Genomic DNA, 22,422 nt, shown 5'->3' with positions numbered 1-22,422 from the left:
TCTTACAAATTCGAATACTGCAAAATAAGCTCTGTCATCTTCTCAGCTGTTTTCGGCATTTCTGCATTGCTCATGTTTTCGACGAGAATGTCTTCCTCAGCTTGCAAGTTGCCGATTGCGGTCATGAACCGTTCCGGCGTCAGTTCTTCTTCCTCTAGAACATGCGCGAAGCCTTGGCGCTTGAACAGATCTGCGTTGAGCAGCTGGTCTCCTCGACTTTGCAGCTTGGATAGCGGGATGAGCAGCATCGGCTTCTTCAGTGCCAGAAATTCGAAGATCGAGTTGGAACCCGCGCGCGAGACGATGAAATCCGAGAAATGCAGTAAGTGCGTCAATTCATCCGTCACATACTCGAACTGGCGGTATCGTGGGTGGTCCACCAAAGACGGTTCACTGTTGCCTTTCCCTGTTAGGTGAATGACATTGAAGCGCTCCGTCAATGTCGCCAAATTGTTGCGGATTGCCATGTTGATGATGACTGACCCTTGGCTTCCTCCCATGACAAGCAGGACGGGCAGGTCTTCTTGAAAGTCGCACAGCTCACGTGCATATTCCTTGGAGCCTTGGAGCAGTTCCGTCCGGATGACTGCTCCAGTGCAAGTCGATTTGTCTGCAGGCACATACTTCAGTGTCTCTTTGAACACCGTGAAGATCTGACTCGCAAACGGCAGTGCCAGTTTATTCGCAAGTCCTGGTGTGACATCCGACTCGTGGATGACGACCGGCAGCTTCAACGTGCGCGCTGCCATGACGACAGGAACCGAGACGAAACCCCCTTTTGAAAAGACTGCGACCGGCTTGGTCTTCTTCAAGATTTTACGCGCCTGGAAAAAACCAAGGCCGACACGGAACGGATCCGTGAAGTTCTTTATTGATGCATAGCGTCTTAACTTCCCGCTTGAAATGGCATGATACGGGACTGCATCGTATGCCCCTTCGATCAGTTCTTTCTCGATTCCTTCTTTGGAACCGATGTATTCAATGTTCAATTGCTTCTTCATTAGTTCCGGAATGATTGCCTGGTTCAGCGAAACATGCCCCGCCGTTCCTCCTCCGGTCAATACGATTGTTCTGTTTGTCATAAATCGTTCTCACTTTCCATCTAAGAATCACGGCGATTGCTCCCGCCGGGTGTGCTATACTGTTTTTAATTTGTCTATTCAGGAGGTACCGAATTGCACGAAACTGCGACGAAACAAGAAAAACTGAAAATGATGTTCAAAATCATCTTCCCCATTTTAATCACGCAGATCGCCATGTATTTGATCACATTTTTCGACATTTACATGACTGCACGCTACAGCACAGAAGATCTTGCCGGCGTTTCGATCGGTTCTTCATTTTGGACACCCGTCTATATCGGACTCGCCGGTATCTTGATGTCCATCACTCCAATTGTAGCACAATTGATCGGCGCGAAGAAAAAAGACGATGTAAAGAGCGCCGTCCAGCAAGGGATATACCTCTCTGCGTTTATCGCGGTCATCATTTTCGTCGCCTTTTATTTCGGAATGGATTCCGTTCTCGGGCTCATCTCATTGGAACCTGCGGTCGAACAGGTGGCGAGCGATTACATTTTCTACTTAAGCTTCGGCCTTCTTCCATTATTCATTTACCAAGTGCTGCGCTATTACATGGATGCGCTCGGTTCTACACGCGTAACGATGTTGATCGCACTCGTATCGGCACCGATTAACATCTTACTCAATTATTTATTCATCTTCGGGAATTTGGGCTTTCCTGAACTCGGTGGTGCAGGTGCAGCGATCGCTTCCGCTTTGACATATTGGGTTGTCCTATTCATCGCGGTCGGCATCGTCTGGAAACAGCCGCCATTCGCGAACTTCCGGATTCTCCGCGACTGGGCGAAGCCTTCCCTCAAGCACTGGCTTGGTATCGCCCGCATCGGAGTTCCGATCGGCATCTCCATCTTTGCGGAGACAAGTATTTTCTCTGCTGTCACGTTGATGCTGAGTGTATACGGAACCGTGACCATCTCTGCCCACCAGATCGCAATGAATTTTACGGCACTTTTGTATATGCTTCCACTTTCCATCTCGATGGGCGCAACGATCCTCGTCGGCTACGAGATCGGGGCGAAGCGGTTCCAGGACGCCAAAGTTTATAGCTGGCTCGCCGTCGCTTCAGCGGTCATTACAAGCACCATCTCCGCAATTCTGCTTTACGTATTCAGGGAAAAGATCGCGCTTCTTTACTCATCAGATCCTGAGGTCATTGAACTCGCGATGGCATTCCTTGTCTTCGCAGCACTGTTCCAAGTGTCCGATGCGATTCAAGCCCCTGTCCAAGGTGCACTTCGCGGCTATAAGGACGTCAACGTCACATTCGTCATGGCGCTGATTTCGTATTGGGTCATCGGCTTGCCTAGCGGTATTTTACTTGATCGCATGACCGGCATCGGACCATTTGCGTATTGGATCGGTCTCATTCTCGGACTGACCGCCGGTGCCATCACGCTGTCGATCCGTCTGCTGATGGTGCAAAAGAAAATGCGTCATATATAAAACAAGGCCGTGGGAAATGCATCATTTCCCACGGCCTTTCGTTTCTTCAATTTTCACTATAGAAGTAGAACTTAATACTTTATAGATATTCCATAAAACAGCTCCGCGTCCAGTGGGCTTGCATCGAGCTAACTCTGTATCGCTTCGCTCTCCATAGTGGATCTCGGCACTGCGCTATCCCACAGGAGTCTCCGCTGTTTTACTCCATATCTTTTCATCCTGGAGCGAATTCTTCCAAATTGCTAAAACGCTAATTCTTTAGTCCAACTTACAGAGCAAGTTTCTCATATCGTACGCGAAGTTCCTGCTTTTCCACTTCGGTCAGATCCGACTGGGCGATCCGTTCCAGCGCAATCGCCAGCTTTTCCGCTTTCGTACGGCGAAGCCTTGGATGCGTCAGTTCATCTGCCAACTCGGCGCGGATATGCGCATCCAATTGCTCCTGTGATTCGATTGCCATGACAGATGCGCGGTCTTGCCATAATTTCCGGTACGCCTCGATCATGGACGTCCGACCTGCTCCGGGTGCTCGCCGATGACCACGATCTGCGGCGGCATCTTCATGTATTCCGGCAGCCACTGGATCATTCCGTAAGCATACTGGAATGCGTGCGGATATTTATTGCCCTCCAGCGGCACGTATCCTTTGATGCGGTATACATCATCCGGCAGCGACTTGACCCATTCCTCGAAACGTTCACGCTTCACAGGGGCTGTGAACGTGATGACTTCCGCTTTCAAGTTCAGCTTGCTGAGCGGTAACGACTCGGATTGCCTCTTCTCGCTTGCGGTCAGTTTCTGCAGTTCTGCAAAACCGACTTTCGACTGGACCGTCTGGACGATACGCGCCTTCGGGTTCAGTGATTGCATTTCAAAAATGACTTGTGCCTGCTCCGATTCGCTCAACAAGTCCATCTTGTTCGCAAGCAAAAGGTCAGCATGGCGGATCTGCTCAAGAAACAGTGAACGGATTTGCGGAGACATCGTATTTCTCGCCGTCCATCGTTTGCTATCAGCGACTGTGACGATCCCTTTGAAGTTCAGCTTCTCGGCAAACAACGGGGAAAAGATCGCTTCCATCGCTTCAACTGGATGTGCTGCTCCTGTCGTCTCGATGATCAAGACATCGAACGCCGGTCCGGCGAGCAGTGTCTGGATCTGCGCTTCCGACTTCTCAGAGCCCGTACAGCAAATACAGCCGTCCAGCAGTTCCTTCATCGGGACATCATCTTCCACTTCCTGCGAATCGATATTTAACGCCCCGACTTCGTTCATGAAGACAGCCGGTTTCAGCCCTTGTTCTTTTACTTGCATCAAAAGTCGTTTCAATAACGTCGTCTTGCCGCTCCCCAGGAAGCCACTGATCAAATATACATCAACCAAAATTGTACACCCTTTCTCCTTGCATTCATTCCAATTCACGCAGATTGAAGAAAAAAGGACCCGCAATTGGGTCCTTTTCTCATGGCTCAGCTAGATCACTTAGCGTCTTCTTCAGATTCTTCCTCGGAAGCTTCCTCATCCGCTGGTTGTTCCGCTGTGATACCCGCTTGTTCCATTACAATCTTTTTGGCTTCCAGAAGCATTTGGTCATCTTCTTCGAGCTTCAGACGAAGTGCATCCATTACTGCATAAGATGTATCTCCTGTCAGGATCCCGTTCACTTCCAGGTCGTTGTCTTCCTGGAATTTCTTAACCGCTTCTGTCATCGCTTCATCGAATGAACCATCGACTTCCCCGACTTCATAGCCGACAGCTTCGAGCATTTGCTCAGCTGTCCGTACTTGTGCAGAAAGTGCGCCTTGTTTCATTTCGAGTGAAGTATCCAAAATGCTCAAGAACATATAATCCGGATAAGCGACTTCGACATCAGGTTTGATTCCTTCTTCATGGATCCAGTTACCGTCAGGCGTCAGCCATTTAGCCGTTGTGAATTTCAAGTTCGAGCCGTCCACCATATCATTGGCAGTCTGGACTGTTCCTTTACCGAACGTCTTCTCACCGACAAGTTTGATATCAGCCGATTCGCTCATCGCTCCTGCAAGAATTTCCGAAGCGGATGCACTGCCTCCATCGATCAGCAATGTGACCGGGATTTTGACTTTGCTTCCGGGTGTCGCCATGTAGACTTCCGGCGTGCCACCTTTACTTTGGACTTCGAACATTTCCTTGCCTTCTTCGATGAACAAGTTCGAGATATCGAGCGCTGCAGTCAAGAGACCGCCTGGGTTTTGTCGAACGTCCATGACCATTGCTTTCATGCCTTCATCTTCAAGGTCAGCAATCGCCTTCATCAGTTCATCGAATGTCTGCTCCGAGAAGCTCGTAATCTGAATGTGGCCAACACCGTCACCGATCATTTCCGCGTAAACCGTTTCGATCGGAATTTCATCGCGGACAATGGTAATTTCGATCGGCTCACTGTTTTCACCGCGTTGGATCGTCAATGTAACTTCCGTGCCTTTTTCACCGCGGATCAAGATGACCGCTTCTGAAGCACTGAAGCCTTGAATGCTTTCACCATCAACAGCGATGATTTGGTCATTCGGCATCACGCCTGCTTTTTCAGCAGGCGAATTCTTGATTGGAGAGACAACCGTCACATAACCGTTACGCTCCTGGACTTCTGCACCGATTCCTTGGAAACTCGCAGAAACTCCTTCTAGAAATTGTGATGCTTCCTGTTCGTTCATGTAATCAGAATATGGGTCGCCAAGTGAGTCGACCATGCCGTTGATTGCGCCGTTGATCAATTGTTCACTTTCCACATCTTCGAAATATTCACGTTGGAGTTGATCATACGCTGAGTACAGCTTCTGGAACTCCTGTCGCTCCGGTGAACTTACTTCCACTGCACGGTCGTCGCCGAATGTTAAGGCGAACACGGTGATAGCAGCAGTTAGCAAGATGACCGAGAATATCAGCATAATGAAGGAAAAGGTCTTCATTTGGACAAAATGCGCCGGTTGCTCTTGTGTCGGCGGAGTTTGTTCTTGCTGTTCATCAGGACGCTTTTCATCCATTCGCTTTCACCACTTTCATTCAAGCCTTTTTCACAAATGTGATTAAAGAAAAAGACTGCGTACACAGCCTTTTCTTATCTTACCTTATTCTTGGATCGCAGCGTCAAGTGCAACAACGATCATATCATTGAATGTGATTTGACGTTCCTCAGCAGAAGTTACTTCACCTGTAAGAAGGTGGTCACTTACTGTCAGGACAGACAATGCTTTACGTCCGAATTTCGCAGCTAGTGTGTAAAGTGCAGCTGTTTCCATTTCAAGACCAAGTACGCCATATTGCGCCCATTTTTCGTGTTCAGCGAATTCGTTGTAGAAAACATCTTCTGTGAACACGTTACCTACGCGCAAGTTCAAGCCTTTTTCTTTCCCAGCGTTATACGCTTTCAGCAAAAGGTCGAAGTCTGCAAGTGGTGCATAGTCGATTCCCCCAAAAATGATTTCGTTCATTTTCGAATCCGTAGAAGCGCCTTGTGCGATAATAACATCGCGTACTTTTACGTCTGCGTGGATCGAACCACAAGTACCGACGCGGATCAATTTCTGTACGTCGTATTCCTGCATCAATTCTGTGATGTAAATTGAGATAGATGGAACACCCATGCCTGTTCCTTGAACAGAAATGCGCTTGCCTTTGTAAGTCCCTGTATAACCGAACATGTTACGTACTTCGTTATACATTGTGACATCTTCCAAGAACGTTTCTGCGATGTACTTCGCGCGAAGCGGATCTCCTGGAAGTAAGATCGTGTCAGCGATTTCGCCTTTTTTTGCATTGATGTGAACACTCATTGATAAAAACCTCGTTTCAAATAATATTTCGTACTAATCATACTGGTTTTTCTTACGCAGTGCAACGAAGAGCCTCACGTACGCACATATTCTTCCCATAATTGATCAAAGACGGCCGCTGTCATATGTGGATGAGCCTTTTCCTCGATATACCGTGACAGGTCATCGAAGTCGGAGGATGTTTTCGGGAAGCTGTGATCTAAAAAGACCGCATCGCCGAATCGTGAAAATTCATCGGCGTGCATTTTTCCCCGATGTATTTGTGCAAAATGATAAAAGGATTTTTTCATCGTCCTTGCGGAAGCGCAAGCAAACTATATGCCCGCTTCCGGCTTTCCTCCCTTACGATTGAGTCGCGAACAACAAAGCCCGGCCAAATGACCGGGCTTGCCTCTGTTATTCGAATAACGCCTTGTATTCCGTATAGCCTTCCGCTTCCAAGTCCGCTTTCGGAACGAAACGAAGTGCTGCTGAGTTGATGCAGTAGCGTAAGCCACCAAGTTCTGATGGACCGTCCGGGAACAAGTGCCCAAGATGGCTGTCAGCCGTGGAAGAACGGACTTCCGTACGTCTCATGCCGTGGCTATCGTCAAAGTGCTCGGTCACTTCCTCCGATTCGATCGGCTTGGAAAATGACGGCCAACCACAATGTGCATCGAACTTATCCTTCGAGCTGAACAATGGCTTGCCGGATACGATATCCACATAAATACCATCCTCGAAATGCGCATCGAATTCGTTACGGAACGGTGGTTCTGTGCCGCTTTCCTGTGTCACGTGATACTGCATCGGTGTCAACGTCTGTTTCAATTCTTCTTTCTTCATGCCTCTCCACCCCAATTTCTTTCAATGAATGCAGCGCGGCCCGAACCGACAGAATATCGGTTATAGTGAGCCGGATTTTTCTTGTAGTAATCCTGATGATATGTTTCCGCTTCGTAAAACGGTTTCGCTTCCAAGATCTTCACCGTGATCGGCTGATTGAACTTGCCGGAGTCCGCCAACTTCTTCTTCGATAGTTCAGCAGCGAGCCGCTGTTCTTCATCGTGATAGAAAATAGCGGTTCCGTACGATTCCCCGCGATCGAAAAATTGCCCGCCGCCATCAGTCGGGTCAATTTGGGACCAATATACATCCAGCAGCTGTTCATACGGAAAGATGTCCGGATCGTATGTGATCTGGACCGCTTCCATGTGACCGGTCTTGTTCGTACATACTTGCTCATAGGTAGGATTCGGTAAATCCCCGCCGGTGTATCCGCTGACGACCGCTTCGATGCCAGGCAAGCTATCGAACGGCTTGACCATGCACCAGAAACAACCACCTGCAAATGTCGCTTTTGCCAATGCCATCTGCCCACTTCCTTTCATGGAGCTTTTATTCCCCGTTTAACGGAATGATACACGAAGCCGGATATCATCATTCTCAAGATCGAATGATTCAGCACGCACGACGATGCCGCTGCCGATCGGAATTTCCGACAACTTCAGCAGCACCGTCTCATCTTCTGGTCGGACTTCCATGAAATCCGGTAACGATACGGAGTCTCTCAATAATTTTAACGCATCCGCCGGCGGAATATCCAACAAGCCGACTCCGACAGATTCTTGCACAAGCAGTAAATTGCCGTCTTCCTGAACGTATGGTTCAAAACGTAACTGGATTGGCAAACTCAATGAAAAGACTTGAATCTCTGTCGACAAACTGACATCGTCGTCGAGCGATAATTGGAGCGGGATCGGCTGATCGGCCATCTCCTGCTCGATATATGTGTTCGCGATGCCTTCGAAATCTGCCTTTGTCGTTTGTACGACGACCGAATTCCCCTCGCCTTCCTCTGAAGAAACTAAGGATTCAAGCGAGTGATCCTTCGCTGGCGTCAAGGCGAGAATGGCGACGCCGATTACAGCGAGCAAGTTCAGCGCAAGCAACGCAAAAAAAGCGAACTTCCAAAATTTCATGTGCCACTCTCCTCTTTATTCAGGTTGATGGAATCCACATTCTTCCATCCGTTCGATGACCCGTTCTGTCATCGTGTCGTAGCCGTTACTGTTCGGGTGGAAGAAATCTGTATGGTAAACAAGTGATTCGTTGCCGACAAACAGATCCGCAACCGGAACGAAACATGCTTGTGGATCATTCACAGCGAGCTCTTCCACCGAATCATTATAAGCCGTTAAAATTTCGTCGAATTCATTCACTTCATCCGTCAATAGAGAGAAGGGATTGTAGATACCTATGACAATGAGCGGTGCAGTCGGATTCAACGCTCTGATCGAGTCGAAGACTTCCTGCAGACGCTCTTCATACAACTCCAATTCGTCGTAAAAGTCTTGTTCATCAAGTGAAAACAAATCGCGTTTGACGATTTTCATCAAATCATTGCCACCCATCGTCATGACGAGGATGTCCGCTTCCGCAACAGGTGCGTCCACTTCCCCTTCCTCGAACAATTTGAGCAATTGATCACTTCGCCTTCCACGTTTCGCCGTATTTTCGATGATCACGTCTTCTACTCCGTCCCACTCTTCCATATCAGCAGCGAGCCTTCCGACATATCCACCCAACTGTTCCTCATCCCCGACACCTTGTGTGAGCGAGTCACCAAGGGCAGTCATGATAATTGTTCGCGGAACAAAATTTGGCGGAACGACGTATTCTTCGAAGGAAGGCGAAAGACGAGGCTCAGCCTCGTCTGTTCCAAAAATAAATGCCGGACTGCATCCTGCTGCTAAGAAGGCGATGGAGGCAATAAGAAACAGGATGCGTTTCAAAAGTCGTTCCTCCTTATTAATCCGTATAGAACATGAAGCCGATTGCACCAGGGCCGGTGTGCGTGGAAATGATAGGCGTAGTGTAATCCATCTTGATATTGTCATGGCCTGCTTCCTTCAATTGTGCATATAAAGGATCTCCCATTTGATGAGCGCCTGCATGGGCGATCCCAATGCCTTTTACAACTTTCCCTGAAGTACGTTTCAGGAAATCGTCCATCAAGAATTGAACAACTTGTTTGTAGCTTCTCGCTTTCGCGACAGGTGTATAGGAACCATCATCAAGCGATGCGATCGGTTTGATCTTCAAGAATGATCCGACCATGGCACGCCCTTTTCCGATCCGTCCACCTTTGACCATATTATCGAGTGTATCAAGAACGACGTACAATTTCGTATTCTGTCTCACTTTTTCAAGTCGCTTTACAATTTCGTCCATCGACTTTCCTTGCTCCGCCAGTTCAACAGCTTCCAGCACTTGGAATGTCAATGCATGTGAAATGTAGCGTGAGTCGATGACGGTCACGTCTGCATCTGCCAGTTCAGCAGCTGCTTGTGCAGACTCTACTGTCCCACTCATACCGCCTGTCATATGGATCGACAGGACCTGATCGCCGTTCTTGCCTAGCTCGTCATAGATTTCCTTGAAAATCCCTGGTGCAGGCTGTGAGCTTTTCGGTAATTCCGGACTCTTCTTCATCAGCTCCAAGAAAGAACGCGGTTCAAGGTCTACCCGGTCCAAGTATGTTTTCCCTTTGATCTGAATATTAAGCGGAACTACGGTAATATTATGTTTTTCGATGATGTCCTTCGTCAAATCGGATGTAGAATCCGTAACGATGCGAATCGCTGCCATTCAATCCACCTTCCTTTCTTCCATCAACAATTGTATTTGTTCGAGTGCCTTCTCGATTTCTTCGCGGACTGTACCAATCAATTGTTTAGCGTCCATATCAGCGACTTGTTCGGGAAGGATCGGTTCGAGTATTTCAACGTGCACACGTGCTGGTCTAATCTTATTTCCATTTTTCTCCATGATTTCCGATGTGCCGGAAATCGCAATCGGGACAACCGGGACTGCCGCTCCTTTCGCGATGCGCGTGAAGCCGGACTTGAAATCCCCGAGCCCTTGTCCTTTACTTCTGGAGCCTTCCGGAAAAATGAGGATCGACTGGCCAGCCGTTAACTTTTCGACTGTATCCTCGATCGACTTAAAGGCACTCCGCCGGTCCGTCCGGTCTAGGAAGACACAATTCATTTCCTCCATGTACGTCGGGATGATTGGGAGCTTCTTCACTTCTACTTTGGAAATAAAAGCAAATGGCTTCTCTATCGAGCTGAGCAGGGCGGGAATGTCGAAGTTGCCTTCATGATTCGAAACAAGCAGCACCGGTCCGTCTGGCAACAGTTCAGCGCCCCGTAAATCAACCGTGCTCCCTGCTCTTTGCATAATGCCTCTCGACCATTTCTGTGGCTCGGTATGGACGAGCTTTGCATACTCTTCCGTTGATAACTCAGCTTTCCTTGCTTTGAAGCGCTTCAAATTCATCGCTGCGGCAGGCAAATATCCAAATAAGAATGAAAATGTACGGATCGACTTAAACATTAGCGTCGCTGCGCTCATACACTTGATACCGATAAGGAATTCCAGAGGAGACGTATTCTTCGGTTTCTGACACGCGTTTCCATCCCTTCCCGTATTCCGGGAAGAACGTATCCCCTTCGAAATCATGGTCGATGTATGTGATGTATAAACGGTCTGCAAGCGGCAATGTCGCCCGGAAGATCTGTTCGCCTCCGATAATCATCACTTCTTCATGATGTTCTCCCGCAAGCCGGATTGCTTCGTCCAGATCGTGGACGATTTCGACCCCTTCTTGGTGATACTCTCTGTTTCCAGTCAAGACGATGTTTTTCCTGCCTGGCAACGGTCTGCCGATGGACTCGAACGTTTTTCGCCCCATCACCATCGCTTTGCCCATCGTCTGCCGCTTGAAATAAGCGAGGTCTTCCGGGATGTGCCAAGGTAATTCATTGTCTTTCCCTATTACATACTCCCTATCATGTGCGACTAATAACGAAATCATCAAATTCCCCCTTACACAGCAACTGGTGCGGATATTCTCGGATGTGGATCATATCCCTCGATGCCGAGATCTGTCAGTTCCATTTCAAAGATTGATGGTGCCCCTTCCTTGAACACAAGCTTAGGAAGTGTTCTCGGGTCACGACTTAATTGCTCATTCACTTGTTCGAGGTGGTTCATGTATAAGTGCGTATCGCCCGTCGTGTGGATGAATTCCCCCACTTCGAGACCACATTCACGCGCGATCATGTGCGTCAACAATGCATATGATGCGATGTTGAACGGCATGCCAAGGAACACGTCTGCGCTGCGCTGGTACAACTGGCAAGACAGCCGTCCATCTGCCACGTAAAACTGGAACAGCGTATGGCACGGTGGCAGCGCTTGCTGGCTGATGAACTCTGGGTTCCAAGCCGTCACGATGTGGCGTCTTGAATCCGGCGAGTTCCGAATCGATTCGATGACGTTCTTCAGCTGATCGATCGAACCGCCGCTCGTTGTCGGCCATGATCGCCATTGCTCTCCGTAAACCGGACCGAGATCCCCGTATTTTCCAGCGAATGCATCATCACTTAATACACGTTCACGGAAATACGCCATCTGTTCTTTATATTGTGTAGCGAATTCCGGATCCATTTGGGAGCGCTTGCCGAAATCCGTCATGTCTGGCCCGTCGTACCCTTCGCCCGACACCCATTTCTCAAAAGCCCACTCATCCCAAATGTGGTTGTTTGCTTCTAGAAGCGTCCGTATATTCGTATCACCTTTAATAAACCAAAGTAGCTCAGATGCGATCAGCCGGAATGCTGTCTTCTTCGTCGTCATCAGAGGAAACCCTTCTTGGAGATCAAATCGCATTTGGTGGCCGAAGACACTCATCGTCCCGGTCCTAGTACGATCTTCCTTGCGCGCTCCATTCTCCAAAACATGGCGGCAAAGATCTAAATATTGTTTCATTGCTCGTCTCCTCCTGTTTCTTTCCATACTCACTATACCCGAAACCTGCCTTTTCAAAATCCAGCAGGCGGATTCGTCTTCATAAAGCTATTTTCGCATATTCCAAGGGATTTAGCATCTCATACATGATACAAAAAACCACCCGATCGGCGATTAGCCGCGGGTGGTTCGAAAATTTCATGATAGCCACTTCGGTGGTGTGTTTTTCGACCAGTAAATATCGCCAAGTTCGATATGCCGCTGGAAATCATCCTCCGCCAGATGGTAATGGAAGTTGAAGAAAAACCCTTCCTGCGGCTTTTTCTCCGTTCGCACGTGGAAGCGGATCGCATCCTTATTCGTTTCCGAATCGTAAATGTGGAAGATTTTCTCCGAATAATCGCCCGCAGGTTTTTCAGAGATTGCGAGACGGTTCAACGATTCCGCTGGCAACTCTCCAAGGTGCAAATCAATCGCACGCTGGATATTCGGCATAATGACCGAATCGAATTCGCCCTGGATAACAGGGCCGATGCGCGAACCGAACTTCAGGTAAGCTTGCTCTTCAGCTGTTTTCCGGACGTTCTCCAAGATGAAACGGTCTTGGTAATACACTTCACTCGGATCGACAAGGTCATAGACAACTTGTTGCCGCTCTTCTTCAGCGTAAGACTTCGGCTGATCTTTATCGTCCCGTAATGTTTCCCAAATTTCATGATTGGGTGAAATCGCACCGAGTGTGACGACTGCTACAAGTGCAATAATCGACTTTTGCCACCATTTTTTCAATGTAATCACCTTCATCTTATGTATTAGGTCTATCATTTTGACGAATTGTAATGATTAAGGTTTCTTCTTTTCTCCATTCATTGTACAATAAAGCTATAGCAATAGGGTTTGTTTTTTGAAAAAAAGGAGGAATTTTTTCATGGATGCATCATGGTTGATGGGCCTCGGCCTATTGTTAATGCTTGGGTATTTGACTTCCCTCAGCATAACTGACTAATCAGACGAACTTAAAAAAGGACTGCCCCGCGAGATTTATTTCATTTCTCTCAGGGCAGTCCTTTTCTCTTTTGGATTAAAGAAGCTTCAATCGTTCAACGTTCCGACACATTCCCGCGCTCCAAATGGATGACGCCAAAATGGAATTTCGTATTCGGCCTGATCTTGCGTTCAAATCCGAACTCCTCGAAATCCGTTGAACGGAAATGCGCTTTCAAAACGACTCTTCGCTTCGCAACCCGCTTCGCCTGTGTGACCCACTCCTCCGTCAGCCCTCCGTGGACAGCAGCTTGACGGATCGGTGTGAAGTTCGACGACTCCCCAATCGCTTCAGAAAACATCGGATCCATGTAGACGATATCGAATGATCCGTCCGCACAGTTCTGCAAATATGTAACTGCATCACTTAGAACGACTTCGATCCGCTGCATCGCTTCACATAGCCGCGGCACTTCTTCGTAGCGCTGCAAACCCTCTTTGACGACGAGTCCGATGACCGGCTGACTTTCACAGCCGACCACTCGTCCGGCGCTTCCAGCCATCACCGCAGCCATGATGGCATCTGATGCTATTCCGAGCGTGCAGTCGAGCAAGGAATCTCCTTCCGAGAGTCCGGTTGCTTCAAGAAAGGGGTCTTCCTCCGGCTGCCGCTTCGTCCGAAAAGCGGCAGAACTCGGATGGAAGAAAAACGGATCGGACGTACCGACCGGATAATATTCCAACCGCTTCTTCGCAGCAACGACAACGTCCGCCTGCTCCATTTCCTGAATCTGTTCGATCGTCCGCTTCCGCCGCTCCACTGCAGTACATCCGAGCAAGTCCGCGATACGCGCAGCTTCCTCAATGGTTTTTGTCGTCGGGCGGTAAGCAGTTGTTACGACCGTCTTCACTCTGCAACTACTTGTGTCAGCGCCTGCGCCAATTCGTCGCGGATCTCTTCCACGTCGTGGTCTTCAATCTTTTCACGCGGAATAAAATAAGCAAGCTGGCCGCCTTTTAGAATCGCAAGAGATGGTGAGGATGGCGGCACTTCCTCGAAATAATTCCGCATTTGTGCCGTCGCTTCTTTGTCCTGTCCAGCGAATACCGTCACAAGGTGATCCGGCTTCACGTCCGCCGTCTCCAATGCCTCGATAACAGCAGGGCGTGCAAGTCCAGCCGCACAACCACAAACCGAGTTGATAACAACAAGGCTCGTCCCTTCCGCCTCAGCCATATGTTCATTCACAGCCTCTGCAGTCGTCAATTCCGTAAACCCATTGTCTGTCAACTCTTTGCGCATCGGTGTGACGATGCCCTTCATATACTCATCGTAAGCATTCATATTTTCTCCCTCTTTCTGTAGTTTATCGTTATTGCTTGAATTTTATTCATCTCCCATTTCCATTCTAACGCAAAGGGCGATTTGTTTCATGTCCGTTGTTTGCGGAGATAGGTTTTTTGTAGAATCGGGGTGGTTGGTTGCGAAGTAGTAGGCAGAGACAGTCTGGCCACTACTTCTGCGACGAAGCAGCGAAGCCATGCAGAAGCAGGAGCACTTGGTTGTAGAATTTCGAATTTGGTTGCAAAGTAATAGGCAGAGACAGTCTGCCCACTACTTCTGCGACGAAGCAGCGAAGCGATGCAGAAGCAGGAGCACTTGGTTGTAGTATCTGCTAACTTAGTTGCAGAATAAGAAAAAACCTCCGAACGCAATGAGGTTTTCACGCTTCGAAGGTTTTATTATCGATTATTTTTTCGTGATTTCCGCCAGTGCATCCGAAAGTTTCGGATAGCGGAATTGGAATCCTGCGTTGATCATCCGTTCCGGCGCTACCCAACGACTTTTCAGCAGCAATTCAGTCTCCGTCCCGATCATGACGGCACCGACTTCGAGCATCCAGGATGTCGCAGGCATGCCGATCGGGCGTTTCATCTGGTTCCGAAGCTCTTTCATGAATTGTTTGTTTGTCACCGCTTGTGGCGCTGCACAGTTAAAGACGCCGTTCAAATGGTTTTGCTCTTGCAAGAATAAGATCATACGATACAAATCATCAATATGGATCCAGCTGAACATTTGCTTGCCGTTCCCTTGTTTGCCACCGAGTCCGAACTTCACCAATCTCTGGTACGGAACCATGACGCCGCCTCGACTGCCGAGCACGATTGAAATGCGCAGTGCCGCTTTTCTTGTATGCGGCAACTGGAAACCAAAAAAGAAATCTTCCCACGCTTTCCCGACATCGACAGAGAATCCTGTACCGATCTCCCCTTCACTTTCTGTCATTGGCCGATCTTCCGCATGCCGATAAATCGTGGCAGTCGACGCATTGATCCAAAGCGCAGGTGGACGTGCACTCGCCTGGACTGCGAAGCCAAGCTTCTCCGTCGTTTCCGTACGCGAATTATAAATCTCCCGCTTGTTTTCAGTTGTATAGCGGCAATTGACCGATTTCCCCGCTAGATTAATCAACATTTCCGCACCGTCGACCGCATCCCGCAAGCCGATCGGATCGTTCCATTGCACGTGGCCTTTCCGCCTTGAAACGATGAGAACTTCATAGGCAGAACGCTCGAACTGTTCTTTCAAATATTCACCGATAAAACCGGTACCTCCTGCGATGACGATCTTATTTCTCATATTTACCCCTCCAGCTTTCATTCGTTCTACTCAGCAGGACGACGGAGAGCCACTCGAGGATTCATCTTACTAAACGAAAACATGCACCCGCTAGTTCGAATGGGATGCATGTGTCATGGAAATTTGATTATTTGGCTTTGTACTGCTCGACGATAAAGGCATGCATGTCTTCAAAAGCTGCCGCTTCGTACCATTCATATGGCACTGGCCTGCCTTCGCCGCTGCCTAGTTCTTTGTTGAGATTTGTGGCAGACAGCTGGACGATTTCCTTATCGTCTGCCGTTTCTTTGTTTGCGATTTCCCTTCCGTCAAAATGGTTCTTTGTTTTTTCGTAGAAGGTGTCGCGTGCTTGTTCGGATGAAAATTCCCAAGAATCGTATTTGCCTTGGTGCAAAAGTTCAATTGCGTAGATGGTTTCATTCATGTTGAACACTTCCTTTCCGTAGGGGGGGTCCAGTCCTATTCCTCTTTTCATGTTTTTGAAAACCAGGGGCGGGGAAATTGTTTGATTTGAACTAGAAATCGGGTGTCTCTGTAGGATCCGCTGCGTCGCTTCGGACAGGGCTCCCGGAAGTCGGCTGACTGCATAAGTCGCTGTGGTTCTAATTTTGGAGAGTGAAAAAGTGAAATCGGGTGGCGCATGGAAATTCGCTTGCGGCTTCGAACAGGGCTCCCGGGATAAGCTGAGCTAGGAACCGCTCATCTTATCCCTCCGCCATGTCCAGGCCAGCCACTTCGCTGGGTGTTGCTGGAGAAATGGTGGCGTAGTGATTGCGAGCGTTACATTCTAATTATGGTGTTTCGTACTTGTTTGGCGGCTGACTGCGTAGGCCGCTGGGATTCTTTTTTTGAGAGTTGAATAGTGAGAGCGAGTGACGCATGAGAGATCTCTTTTTCGACAGGAGTGCAAAATAGGAGTAGTTTTTACCCCTATTCCGCAAAATGTGGCATTTCCAGCTTCAATAACAGGAATTTTTACCGTTATACATTGGAAAGTCGTTCGATTTTCCATCTACGGAGCCAATAGGGGTATTTTTTTTACCCTTATCAGCGCTCATTTTGCTCATTGCTTTCAGATAAGAGGAATTTTTACCGTTAAGTGACGGAATCGCACAAATTGAAAAGCACTACTCATGCCAGCTCGAGGTACGATATTTATTCTTCTGCTCGCTCATTTTCAAGAGTGAAAATCTGAGTCGAGATTAGTTTATGTTGAGTCGCGACTAAATCCAAAATCAGCATGAAACCTGAAATCACTCACAAATATCTGACACCTTCTGATCGAATGCGACGATGGCTACTACGCCTGGATCAACCAAATCTCCAGCAAGCTACACCTCTCCCGTTCTCGAACGAGCCTGAGCCGGAATGGAAAAGTGAGCGTGTCGGAGGGTTAAAGCTATGTCGAGACCCCGCAGTTTGCGAAGCGATCGAGGAGGCTCGGCACAGCGCCTCCAACTCGCGAAACTCTGAAATGCAGGTCAGCCGATCTTTAATTATGACCGTACCCGCGGGAAGAATGCAGCTCAGCCACTCATCGATTATAAATAGAAAAACGCCCACAAACTTCTTGCGGGCGCTAGCATAATCAGTTTTCAGTTCATGATTGGTCTTTGATAGCTTGTCTCGCTTCGGTCATTTGTTTCCAGACAGAGCCTTTGGCGTCTTCGCCTTGTTCGATGCGGGCGATGGCCATCTTGATTTGCAGCTTGACCTCGAATTCCGAATCGTTTTCCGCGTCTTTCAATGCTGGAAGGCTCGCTTCTGTTCCTGTTTCATACAAGAACATGGCTGCACGCCAACGGACGAGTTTGTTTTTATCTTGCAATGTGTCAATCATGATCGGTTCGAATTCTTCGAAACCGAGGTCACTGATCGTGTCACCAGCTGTACGGCGGACCGCCCAGCTCTTGTCTTTCATCGCTTTTTCCACGTATGGTACAGCAGCTTTGTCGTCGACGTCGCCGAGGTAAATGGCAGCTTGTCGGCGGATGGACATTTTTTCGTCTTCCAAAGCCGCTCCGAGTAGCTCAAGGTCGCTTTCGTCTGCTTCAATCATTTGATCAAGCAGTTGGAAGCGTGTTTCCCAGTCCACTGCCGCTTGGAATTCAGCGAGGCTGACCTTTCTGCCGCGTGATGCAGCTTCTGTTTCACTTTGTTCTTGTGGAGTCGTCAATGTGTCGAGACGCTCATCCGGGTAAGCCGCTTCGATTTCTTCGATGACACTTTGGCCAATTTCTTTCTTATCGCCGTAGCGCACACCGTAATCAGCCCATTTGCGCTGCAGCAAATAGTTTTCTTCCGTCGGGTCGAGCACTTTGCTCATCGCGATTGAGAAACGTTCCGGCAAGCCGAATCGTTCTTCTCCCCCAGAGTCGAATACTTTCACTTGCAGCGGAATGCCTTTGAATTCTTGTACATGGACATAAACTTCCCCGAAGTGTTCGTCAGCTTCGAATTCCTGGCCAGCCGCTCCACCTTCTTCACCAAAGACTTTTCGTGCTTCTCCGAGAATCGGCTCCCAGTCGAATTTTGCAATGCGCTCAAGCGCAAGGAAATCGGCTACGTGGTAAACACCTTTTACTCCTTGGATTTCGAGCAGCTTCAAAATTTCAGCTGGTGCGCCTTCTAGTTTGTCTTTCGAATAGTTATGACTTTTGCCAAATGGTAATTCTTGATCGATGACAATTTTCATTGTGTTCGGACTTGGTGTTGGTTCGATTGTAATGATTTTCAAGTGAATCCCTCCAGCGATTAGTAGGTCATGACTCGGCAATTTCCTGCAAATAGCTCCAGCGATCAACCTTTTCTTCATATGCCTTGGCCAGTGCTTCAGATTGCTCGGTCAGCGTGCGCAGCTTGTCGTAATTTGCACCCGCTTGTTCAATTTCAGTTTCGATGTCTTCGATTTGTTGTTCCAATGAAGAAATATCGTCTAAAATCGTTTCATATTCCTTCTGTTCTTTAAAGGTCATTTTTTTCTTCTCTTTTTTAGGCGCAGTCTTTTGCTCAGACTCACGCTTTTCAAACTTCTGTTCCGGCTGTTTCTTCTGTTCTTTCATGAAGTCCGTGTACAGACCGAGATATTCTTCGACTTCGCCTTGCCCGATCGACCAGATTTTCCGCGCGATGCGGTCCAGGAAGAAACGGTCGTGGGAAATCGTGATGACGACGCCAGGGAATTCTTCCAGGAAGCTCTCCAATACCGACAACGTTTGGATGTCCAGGTCGTTCGTTGGCTCATCGAGTAATAGTAAGTTCGGCTGCTCCATCAACAGTTTCAATAAATAAAGGCGTTTGCGCTCTCCACCGGACAATTTGCCGATGACTGTCCCGTGACTGCTAGACGGGAATAAGAAACGTTCGAGCATTTGACTTGCGGACATCCGCACACCTTTTTGCGCTTCGAAGTCGTTCGATGTTTCTTGAATCCATTCGATCATGCGCTGTCGCTCGTCCATTTCTGGTAAGTGCTGTGTGAAATGGGCAATCTTCACTGTAGAGCCGTATTCGATCAAGCCGGATGTCGGTTGGAGTTCACCTGCGATCAAGCGGATCAGTGTCGATTTGCCGGCACCGTTCGCGCCGACAATCCCGATTCGGTCTCCGCCTTGTAGCAAGAAGTCGAATGACCGGATGATTTCGCGGTTCGTGTAATGGAACGCGACATTTTCCCCTTCGACGACTTTCTTACCAAGCCGAGTGCTTGTCATCGACAGCTCCAATGACGTGCCATCGTTTTCCTGTTGGACGTCATCCTGCAACTGCTCGAAGCGTTGGATGCGGGCTTTTTGTTTCGTCGAGCGCGCTTTCGCACCTCTTCTGATCCACTTCAGTTCAGCGCGGAAACGGTTTTGCTGTTTTTGCTGTGTAGAAGCTTGCATCTCTTCCCGGACAGCTCTTGCTTCAATATAATCCCCGTAGTTCCCTTTATGGCTGTAAAGGGTCTTGTCGGCCAATTCGAAGATGTGTGTCGAAACGGCATCAAGGAAGTAACGGTCGTGCGTCACGAAAAGCATCGCACTATCCATGCGCAGCAATTGCTCCTGCAGCCACTCTGTCGATTCCGCATCAAGATGGTTAGTCGGCTCATCCAGTAGGATCAAGTCCGCCGGTTCAATCAGTGCTTTCGCCAGTGCGACACGCTTACGCTGGCCACCAGAAAGCTCGCTGATCACTTGATCGTATTGATCGATGCCAAGCTTCGTCAAGGCAGTCTTCGCCAAAGCGTTCAAGTCCCACGCCTGCTCGCGCTCCATGCCTTCCTGAATCTTCATGAGTTCATCCTGCAGCTCGACCGATGAGGAATCCACCATCATGTTCTTCAATGCCTGCTCGTATGATCGGTTCAAGGCAAGGACCGGTGAGTCACCTGAGAAGACCGTTTCAAGTACAGTCGCTTCTTCATCAAACTCCGGCTCTTGCTTCAAATACGTGATCGTGTATTTTTTCGGGTGATCCATCGTCGCGCTATCTGCATCGAGTTCTCCCGCAAGAATCGACATCAACGTCGACTTCCCTGTCCCGTTCACTCCGATCAGTCCAGCGCGTTCACCTGGGTATAAATTAAAACCGATTTTTTCAAAGAGTGTCTTGTCCCCTACTGTTTTCGTTAGATTGCTGACATTCAAATGGCTCATAAATCTCCGTCCGTTCTATATAGTCTCCATCAAAGGATAGCACAAACAGCGACATACTTCAGCTAATGCATTCTTTTTGTTTACATAATTATGTTATGTAAATTTCTATATGTTTATTGACGATTCCGACAATTTACGGTATATTGTACCCAATCGCTATGCAATTGGCGGCCATATGCAATCATTGAATAGGGGGAACGCTCATGCAGCTTGGAACGGTTAAATGGTTCAACTCTGAAAAAGGTTATGGCTTCATCGAATGCAACAATGGCGATGATGTGTTCGTCCATTTCACAGGCATTCAAGGTGACGGCTTCCGTACCTTGCAAGAGGGGAAGACTGTCTCCTTCGAGATCATCGATGGAAATCGTGGCCCGCAAGCCGCAAACGTAATCGAAATTGAAAGCGAAAGCTGATCCTTCCATTCAGCATGCTGAACTTTTCCATTCTTTCAGGTTGCTCTCGGCCCACATACTGGTCAGGAAGCGGCCTATTTTTTGGCGGCTCTCTATACAAAAAACACTTTTGATTCGACAGAATCAAAAGTGTTTTTTTTCATACTTTATGGTCTACACCAATTTTATTCAATTCATTGCCGAGAAACTGCAGTTGGGAGCCGATCGTACAAGAGCTGATACAAAAGCGGTGAGCAGCAGTCTTCCCCTGTTCTTTCCGGATTTGCTTCCTGATGAAACAGCTTTCACAGTATCGCTCCATCGTTTCATCGATTTCCTTGATCACTGTCAATTTGTTCATGCCTTCACCCCTTAATTAATCGCCATTCGTCCATTCTACTCCTCCGTTGTCTTTTTTTGCAACAATGGCTATACTATCAGAGGGCAATTTTTATGTACAGCGGTTCGAAAACTCCCGCTTTACCAAAACTAAGGAGGAATCTTTTTGTTCAACGAAATTTTAGGACTCATTTTTATCCTGTTCAACTTTGCCATGTTGCTTACGATGTATAAGCTCTTCGGCAAAACTGGGCTATTCGCGTGGGTAGCGATCGCATCGATCATCGCGAATATCCAAGTGACGAAAACAATCGAAGTCATCGGGCTGACTGCCACACTCGGCAACAGTCTTTATGCATCTACATTTCTTGCTACCGACATCCTGAATGAGAAATACGGAAAGAAACAAGCGCAAAAAGCGGTATGGCTTGGCTTCTCTTCCCTGCTCGTCCTAGTCTTGACGATGCAATTCGGGGTAAAATTCATTCCAGGCGAAAGCGATTTTGCACAAGGATCGCTTGAGACGCTCTTCGGTCTTGTTCCACAAATCGCCATTGCTTCGATGATCGCGTATTTGACGAGCCAGCACTTGGATGTCATCATTTTCTCTTTCATCAAAAAAATCTTTCCGTCCGATCGGCAATTCTGGATTCGCAACAACGGATCGGCTGTGCTCAGTCAATTGCTCGACACACTGATTTTTACCGGAATCGCTTTTTACGGCGTCTATTCGCTCGATATTTGGTTCCAAATTTTCATCAGTACATATGTCTTGAAAGTCATCATCTCATTCATGGATACACCGTTCGGCTATTTAGCGAAACGCATCACACCACTTGATGAAAAGAAGGAATCCCTATGATTGAATTGTTTGTCGACGCAGCGACTGCCGGTTCCCCGAAAGTCAGTGCGATCGGTGTTTTCCTAAAAGGCGAAGACCACCATATACAGACCAGTGAATACGTCGGCGAAATGGACAACCATGAAGCCGAGTTCACGGCCCTCGTCAAAGGATTGCAGCTTGCAGCCGACTTGTCGAGCGGCATGCTGTCCATTAAGTCGGACTCCAAAGTGGTGACGGACGCATTCGATAAAGGATTCACGAAAAACCCCGTCTTCAAACCGCTCCTGGAAGAAGCGTTGAAACTCGCCGACACGTTCGACTATTGCTTTATCAAATGGATTCCGGATTCGCAAAATCGTGCCGCAGATGCACTCGCACGGACGGAACTCCGGAAACACAAATAATTTCTGTCCGATGTGACTTTCAAAGAAGACGGACGGACGCCC

General features: G+C 48.2%; 26 protein-coding genes. 4 read left to right on the top strand and 22 right to left on the bottom strand.

Annotated elements, in window-relative coordinates; all coding sequences use genetic code 11:
* Positions 1-2: 2 nt before the first annotated feature.
* Positions 3-1,082, bottom strand: coding sequence for an undecaprenyldiphospho-muramoylpentapeptide beta-N-acetylglucosaminyltransferase (locus GIW82_RS01800; RefSeq protein WP_154748213.1), 1,080 nt, complete (start codon positions 1,080-1,082; stop codon positions 3-5).
* 93 nt (positions 1,083-1,175) lie between these two features.
* On the opposite strand from GIW82_RS01800, the gene GIW82_RS01795 reads away from it, so the two are divergent.
* Positions 1,176-2,525 (top strand): MATE family efflux transporter, encoded by a 1,350-nt coding sequence (locus tag GIW82_RS01795; RefSeq protein ID WP_154748212.1) that lies wholly within the window; start codon positions 1,176-1,178, stop codon positions 2,523-2,525.
* 268 nt (positions 2,526-2,793) lie between these two features.
* On the opposite strand, the gene GIW82_RS01790 is transcribed toward GIW82_RS01795, so the two are convergent.
* The 20 genes from GIW82_RS01790 to GIW82_RS01695 form a co-directional block, all read right to left on the bottom strand.
* Complete coding sequence (locus tag GIW82_RS01790) at positions 2,794-3,030, bottom strand: hypothetical protein (RefSeq protein WP_154748211.1); 237 nt, start codon at positions 3,028-3,030, stop codon at positions 2,794-2,796.
* Positions 3,027-3,908 (bottom strand): CobW family GTP-binding protein, encoded by an 882-nt coding sequence (locus GIW82_RS01785; RefSeq protein ID WP_154748210.1) that lies wholly within the window; start codon positions 3,906-3,908, stop codon positions 3,027-3,029. Before GIW82_RS01785 ends, GIW82_RS01790 begins: the two co-directional genes overlap by 4 nt.
* Positions 3,909-4,003: 95 nt before the next feature.
* Positions 4,004-5,548 (bottom strand): lmo1851 family serine protease, encoded by a 1,545-nt coding sequence (locus tag GIW82_RS01780; protein WP_154748209.1) that lies wholly within the window; start codon positions 5,546-5,548, stop codon positions 4,004-4,006.
* An 84-nt stretch (positions 5,549-5,632) separates the two neighbouring features.
* Positions 5,633-6,337 carry a purine-nucleoside phosphorylase gene (gene deoD, locus GIW82_RS01775; protein WP_154748208.1) on the bottom strand — a complete coding sequence of 235 codons (705 nt, stop codon included), beginning with the start codon at positions 6,335-6,337 and terminating at the stop codon, positions 5,633-5,635.
* 74 nt (positions 6,338-6,411) lie between these two features.
* A complete protein-coding gene (locus tag GIW82_RS01770) occupies positions 6,412-6,627 on the bottom strand; it encodes a YozE family protein (RefSeq protein WP_154748207.1) in 216 nt (71 codons plus the stop codon).
* A 106-nt stretch (positions 6,628-6,733) separates the two neighbouring features.
* Entirely contained in the window at positions 6,734-7,162 is a 429-nt protein-coding gene (msrB, locus tag GIW82_RS01765) for a peptide-methionine (R)-S-oxide reductase MsrB (protein ID WP_154748206.1), read from the bottom strand.
* A complete protein-coding gene (msrA, locus tag GIW82_RS01760) occupies positions 7,159-7,689 on the bottom strand; it encodes a peptide-methionine (S)-S-oxide reductase MsrA (protein WP_154748205.1) in 531 nt (176 codons plus the stop codon). The genes msrB and msrA overlap by 4 nt, the downstream gene beginning before the upstream one ends.
* A 36-nt stretch (positions 7,690-7,725) precedes the next feature.
* Complete coding sequence (locus GIW82_RS01755; protein ID WP_154748204.1) at positions 7,726-8,298, bottom strand: YpmS family protein; 573 nt, start codon at positions 8,296-8,298, stop codon at positions 7,726-7,728.
* Positions 8,299-8,313: 15 nt separating this feature from the next.
* The gene (locus tag GIW82_RS01750; protein ID WP_154748203.1) at positions 8,314-9,111 is read right to left on the bottom strand and encodes an SGNH/GDSL hydrolase family protein; all 798 of its coding nucleotides are present in this window, start codon (positions 9,109-9,111) and stop codon (positions 8,314-8,316) included.
* Positions 9,112-9,127: 16 nt separating this feature from the next.
* Positions 9,128-9,967, bottom strand: a complete 840-nt coding sequence (locus GIW82_RS01745; RefSeq protein ID WP_154748202.1) for a DegV family protein — start codon at positions 9,965-9,967, stop codon at positions 9,128-9,130.
* On the bottom strand, positions 9,968-10,717 hold the full coding sequence (locus GIW82_RS01740; protein WP_154748201.1) for a lysophospholipid acyltransferase family protein: 750 nt from the start codon (positions 10,715-10,717) through the stop codon (positions 9,968-9,970).
* Positions 10,710-11,198: a dihydrofolate reductase gene (locus tag GIW82_RS01735; protein ID WP_154748200.1), complete on the bottom strand. Its 489-nt coding sequence runs from the start codon at positions 11,196-11,198 to the stop codon at positions 10,710-10,712. The genes GIW82_RS01740 and GIW82_RS01735 overlap by 8 nt, the downstream gene beginning before the upstream one ends.
* 11 nt (positions 11,199-11,209) lie before the next feature.
* The gene (locus tag GIW82_RS01730; protein WP_154748199.1) at positions 11,210-12,154 is read right to left on the bottom strand and encodes a thymidylate synthase; all 945 of its coding nucleotides are present in this window, start codon (positions 12,152-12,154) and stop codon (positions 11,210-11,212) included.
* Between the two features lie 177 nt (positions 12,155-12,331).
* A complete protein-coding gene (locus GIW82_RS01725) occupies positions 12,332-12,922 on the bottom strand; it encodes a YpjP family protein (RefSeq protein ID WP_154748198.1) in 591 nt (196 codons plus the stop codon).
* Between the two features lie 311 nt (positions 12,923-13,233).
* A complete protein-coding gene (locus GIW82_RS01720) occupies positions 13,234-14,028 on the bottom strand; it encodes a class I SAM-dependent methyltransferase (protein WP_370455957.1) in 795 nt (264 codons plus the stop codon).
* The gene (locus GIW82_RS01715; protein WP_154748197.1) at positions 14,025-14,462 is read right to left on the bottom strand and encodes a BrxA/BrxB family bacilliredoxin; all 438 of its coding nucleotides are present in this window, start codon (positions 14,460-14,462) and stop codon (positions 14,025-14,027) included. Before GIW82_RS01715 ends, GIW82_RS01720 begins: the two co-directional genes overlap by 4 nt.
* Before the next feature lie 405 nt (positions 14,463-14,867).
* Positions 14,868-15,758 (bottom strand): TIGR01777 family oxidoreductase, encoded by an 891-nt coding sequence (locus GIW82_RS01710; protein WP_154748196.1) that lies wholly within the window; start codon positions 15,756-15,758, stop codon positions 14,868-14,870.
* 127 nt (positions 15,759-15,885) lie between these two features.
* Positions 15,886-16,182 (bottom strand): hypothetical protein, encoded by a 297-nt coding sequence (locus tag GIW82_RS01705; protein WP_154748195.1) that lies wholly within the window; start codon positions 16,180-16,182, stop codon positions 15,886-15,888.
* A 1,176-nt stretch (positions 16,183-17,358) separates the two neighbouring features.
* Complete coding sequence (locus GIW82_RS01700) at positions 17,359-18,495, bottom strand: conserved virulence factor C family protein (RefSeq protein WP_154748194.1); 1,137 nt, start codon at positions 18,493-18,495, stop codon at positions 17,359-17,361.
* A gap of 25 nt (positions 18,496-18,520) precedes the next feature.
* Positions 18,521-20,398, bottom strand: a complete 1,878-nt coding sequence (locus GIW82_RS01695; RefSeq protein ID WP_154748193.1) for an ABC-F family ATP-binding cassette domain-containing protein — start codon at positions 20,396-20,398, stop codon at positions 18,521-18,523.
* Between the two features lie 203 nt (positions 20,399-20,601).
* Between GIW82_RS01695 and GIW82_RS01690 the strand changes: the two genes are divergently transcribed.
* Complete coding sequence (locus tag GIW82_RS01690; RefSeq protein ID WP_154748192.1) at positions 20,602-20,814, top strand: cold-shock protein; 213 nt, start codon at positions 20,602-20,604, stop codon at positions 20,812-20,814.
* A gap of 139 nt (positions 20,815-20,953) precedes the next feature.
* Here GIW82_RS01690 and GIW82_RS01685 read toward each other — a convergent pair whose 3' ends face one another.
* A complete protein-coding gene (locus GIW82_RS01685; protein ID WP_154748191.1) occupies positions 20,954-21,154 on the bottom strand; it encodes a zinc-finger domain-containing protein in 201 nt (66 codons plus the stop codon).
* 144 nt (positions 21,155-21,298) lie between these two features.
* Here GIW82_RS01685 and GIW82_RS01680 point away from each other — a divergent pair, with 144 nt between their 5' ends.
* Both GIW82_RS01680 and GIW82_RS01675 read left to right on the top strand, forming a co-directional pair.
* On the top strand, positions 21,299-21,994 hold the full coding sequence (locus tag GIW82_RS01680) for a queuosine precursor transporter (RefSeq protein ID WP_154748190.1): 696 nt from the start codon (positions 21,299-21,301) through the stop codon (positions 21,992-21,994).
* Positions 21,991-22,380: a ribonuclease HI family protein gene (locus GIW82_RS01675; protein WP_154748189.1), complete on the top strand. Its 390-nt coding sequence runs from the start codon at positions 21,991-21,993 to the stop codon at positions 22,378-22,380. The genes GIW82_RS01680 and GIW82_RS01675 overlap by 4 nt, the downstream gene beginning before the upstream one ends.
* The last annotated feature ends 42 nt before the right edge of the window (positions 22,381-22,422 follow it).

This window comes from Planomicrobium sp. YIM 101495, assembly GCF_009707665.1.
GTDB lineage: Bacteria > Bacillota > Bacilli > Bacillales_A > Planococcaceae > Planococcus.
This window is presented reverse-complemented; position numbering and strand designations above follow the sequence as displayed.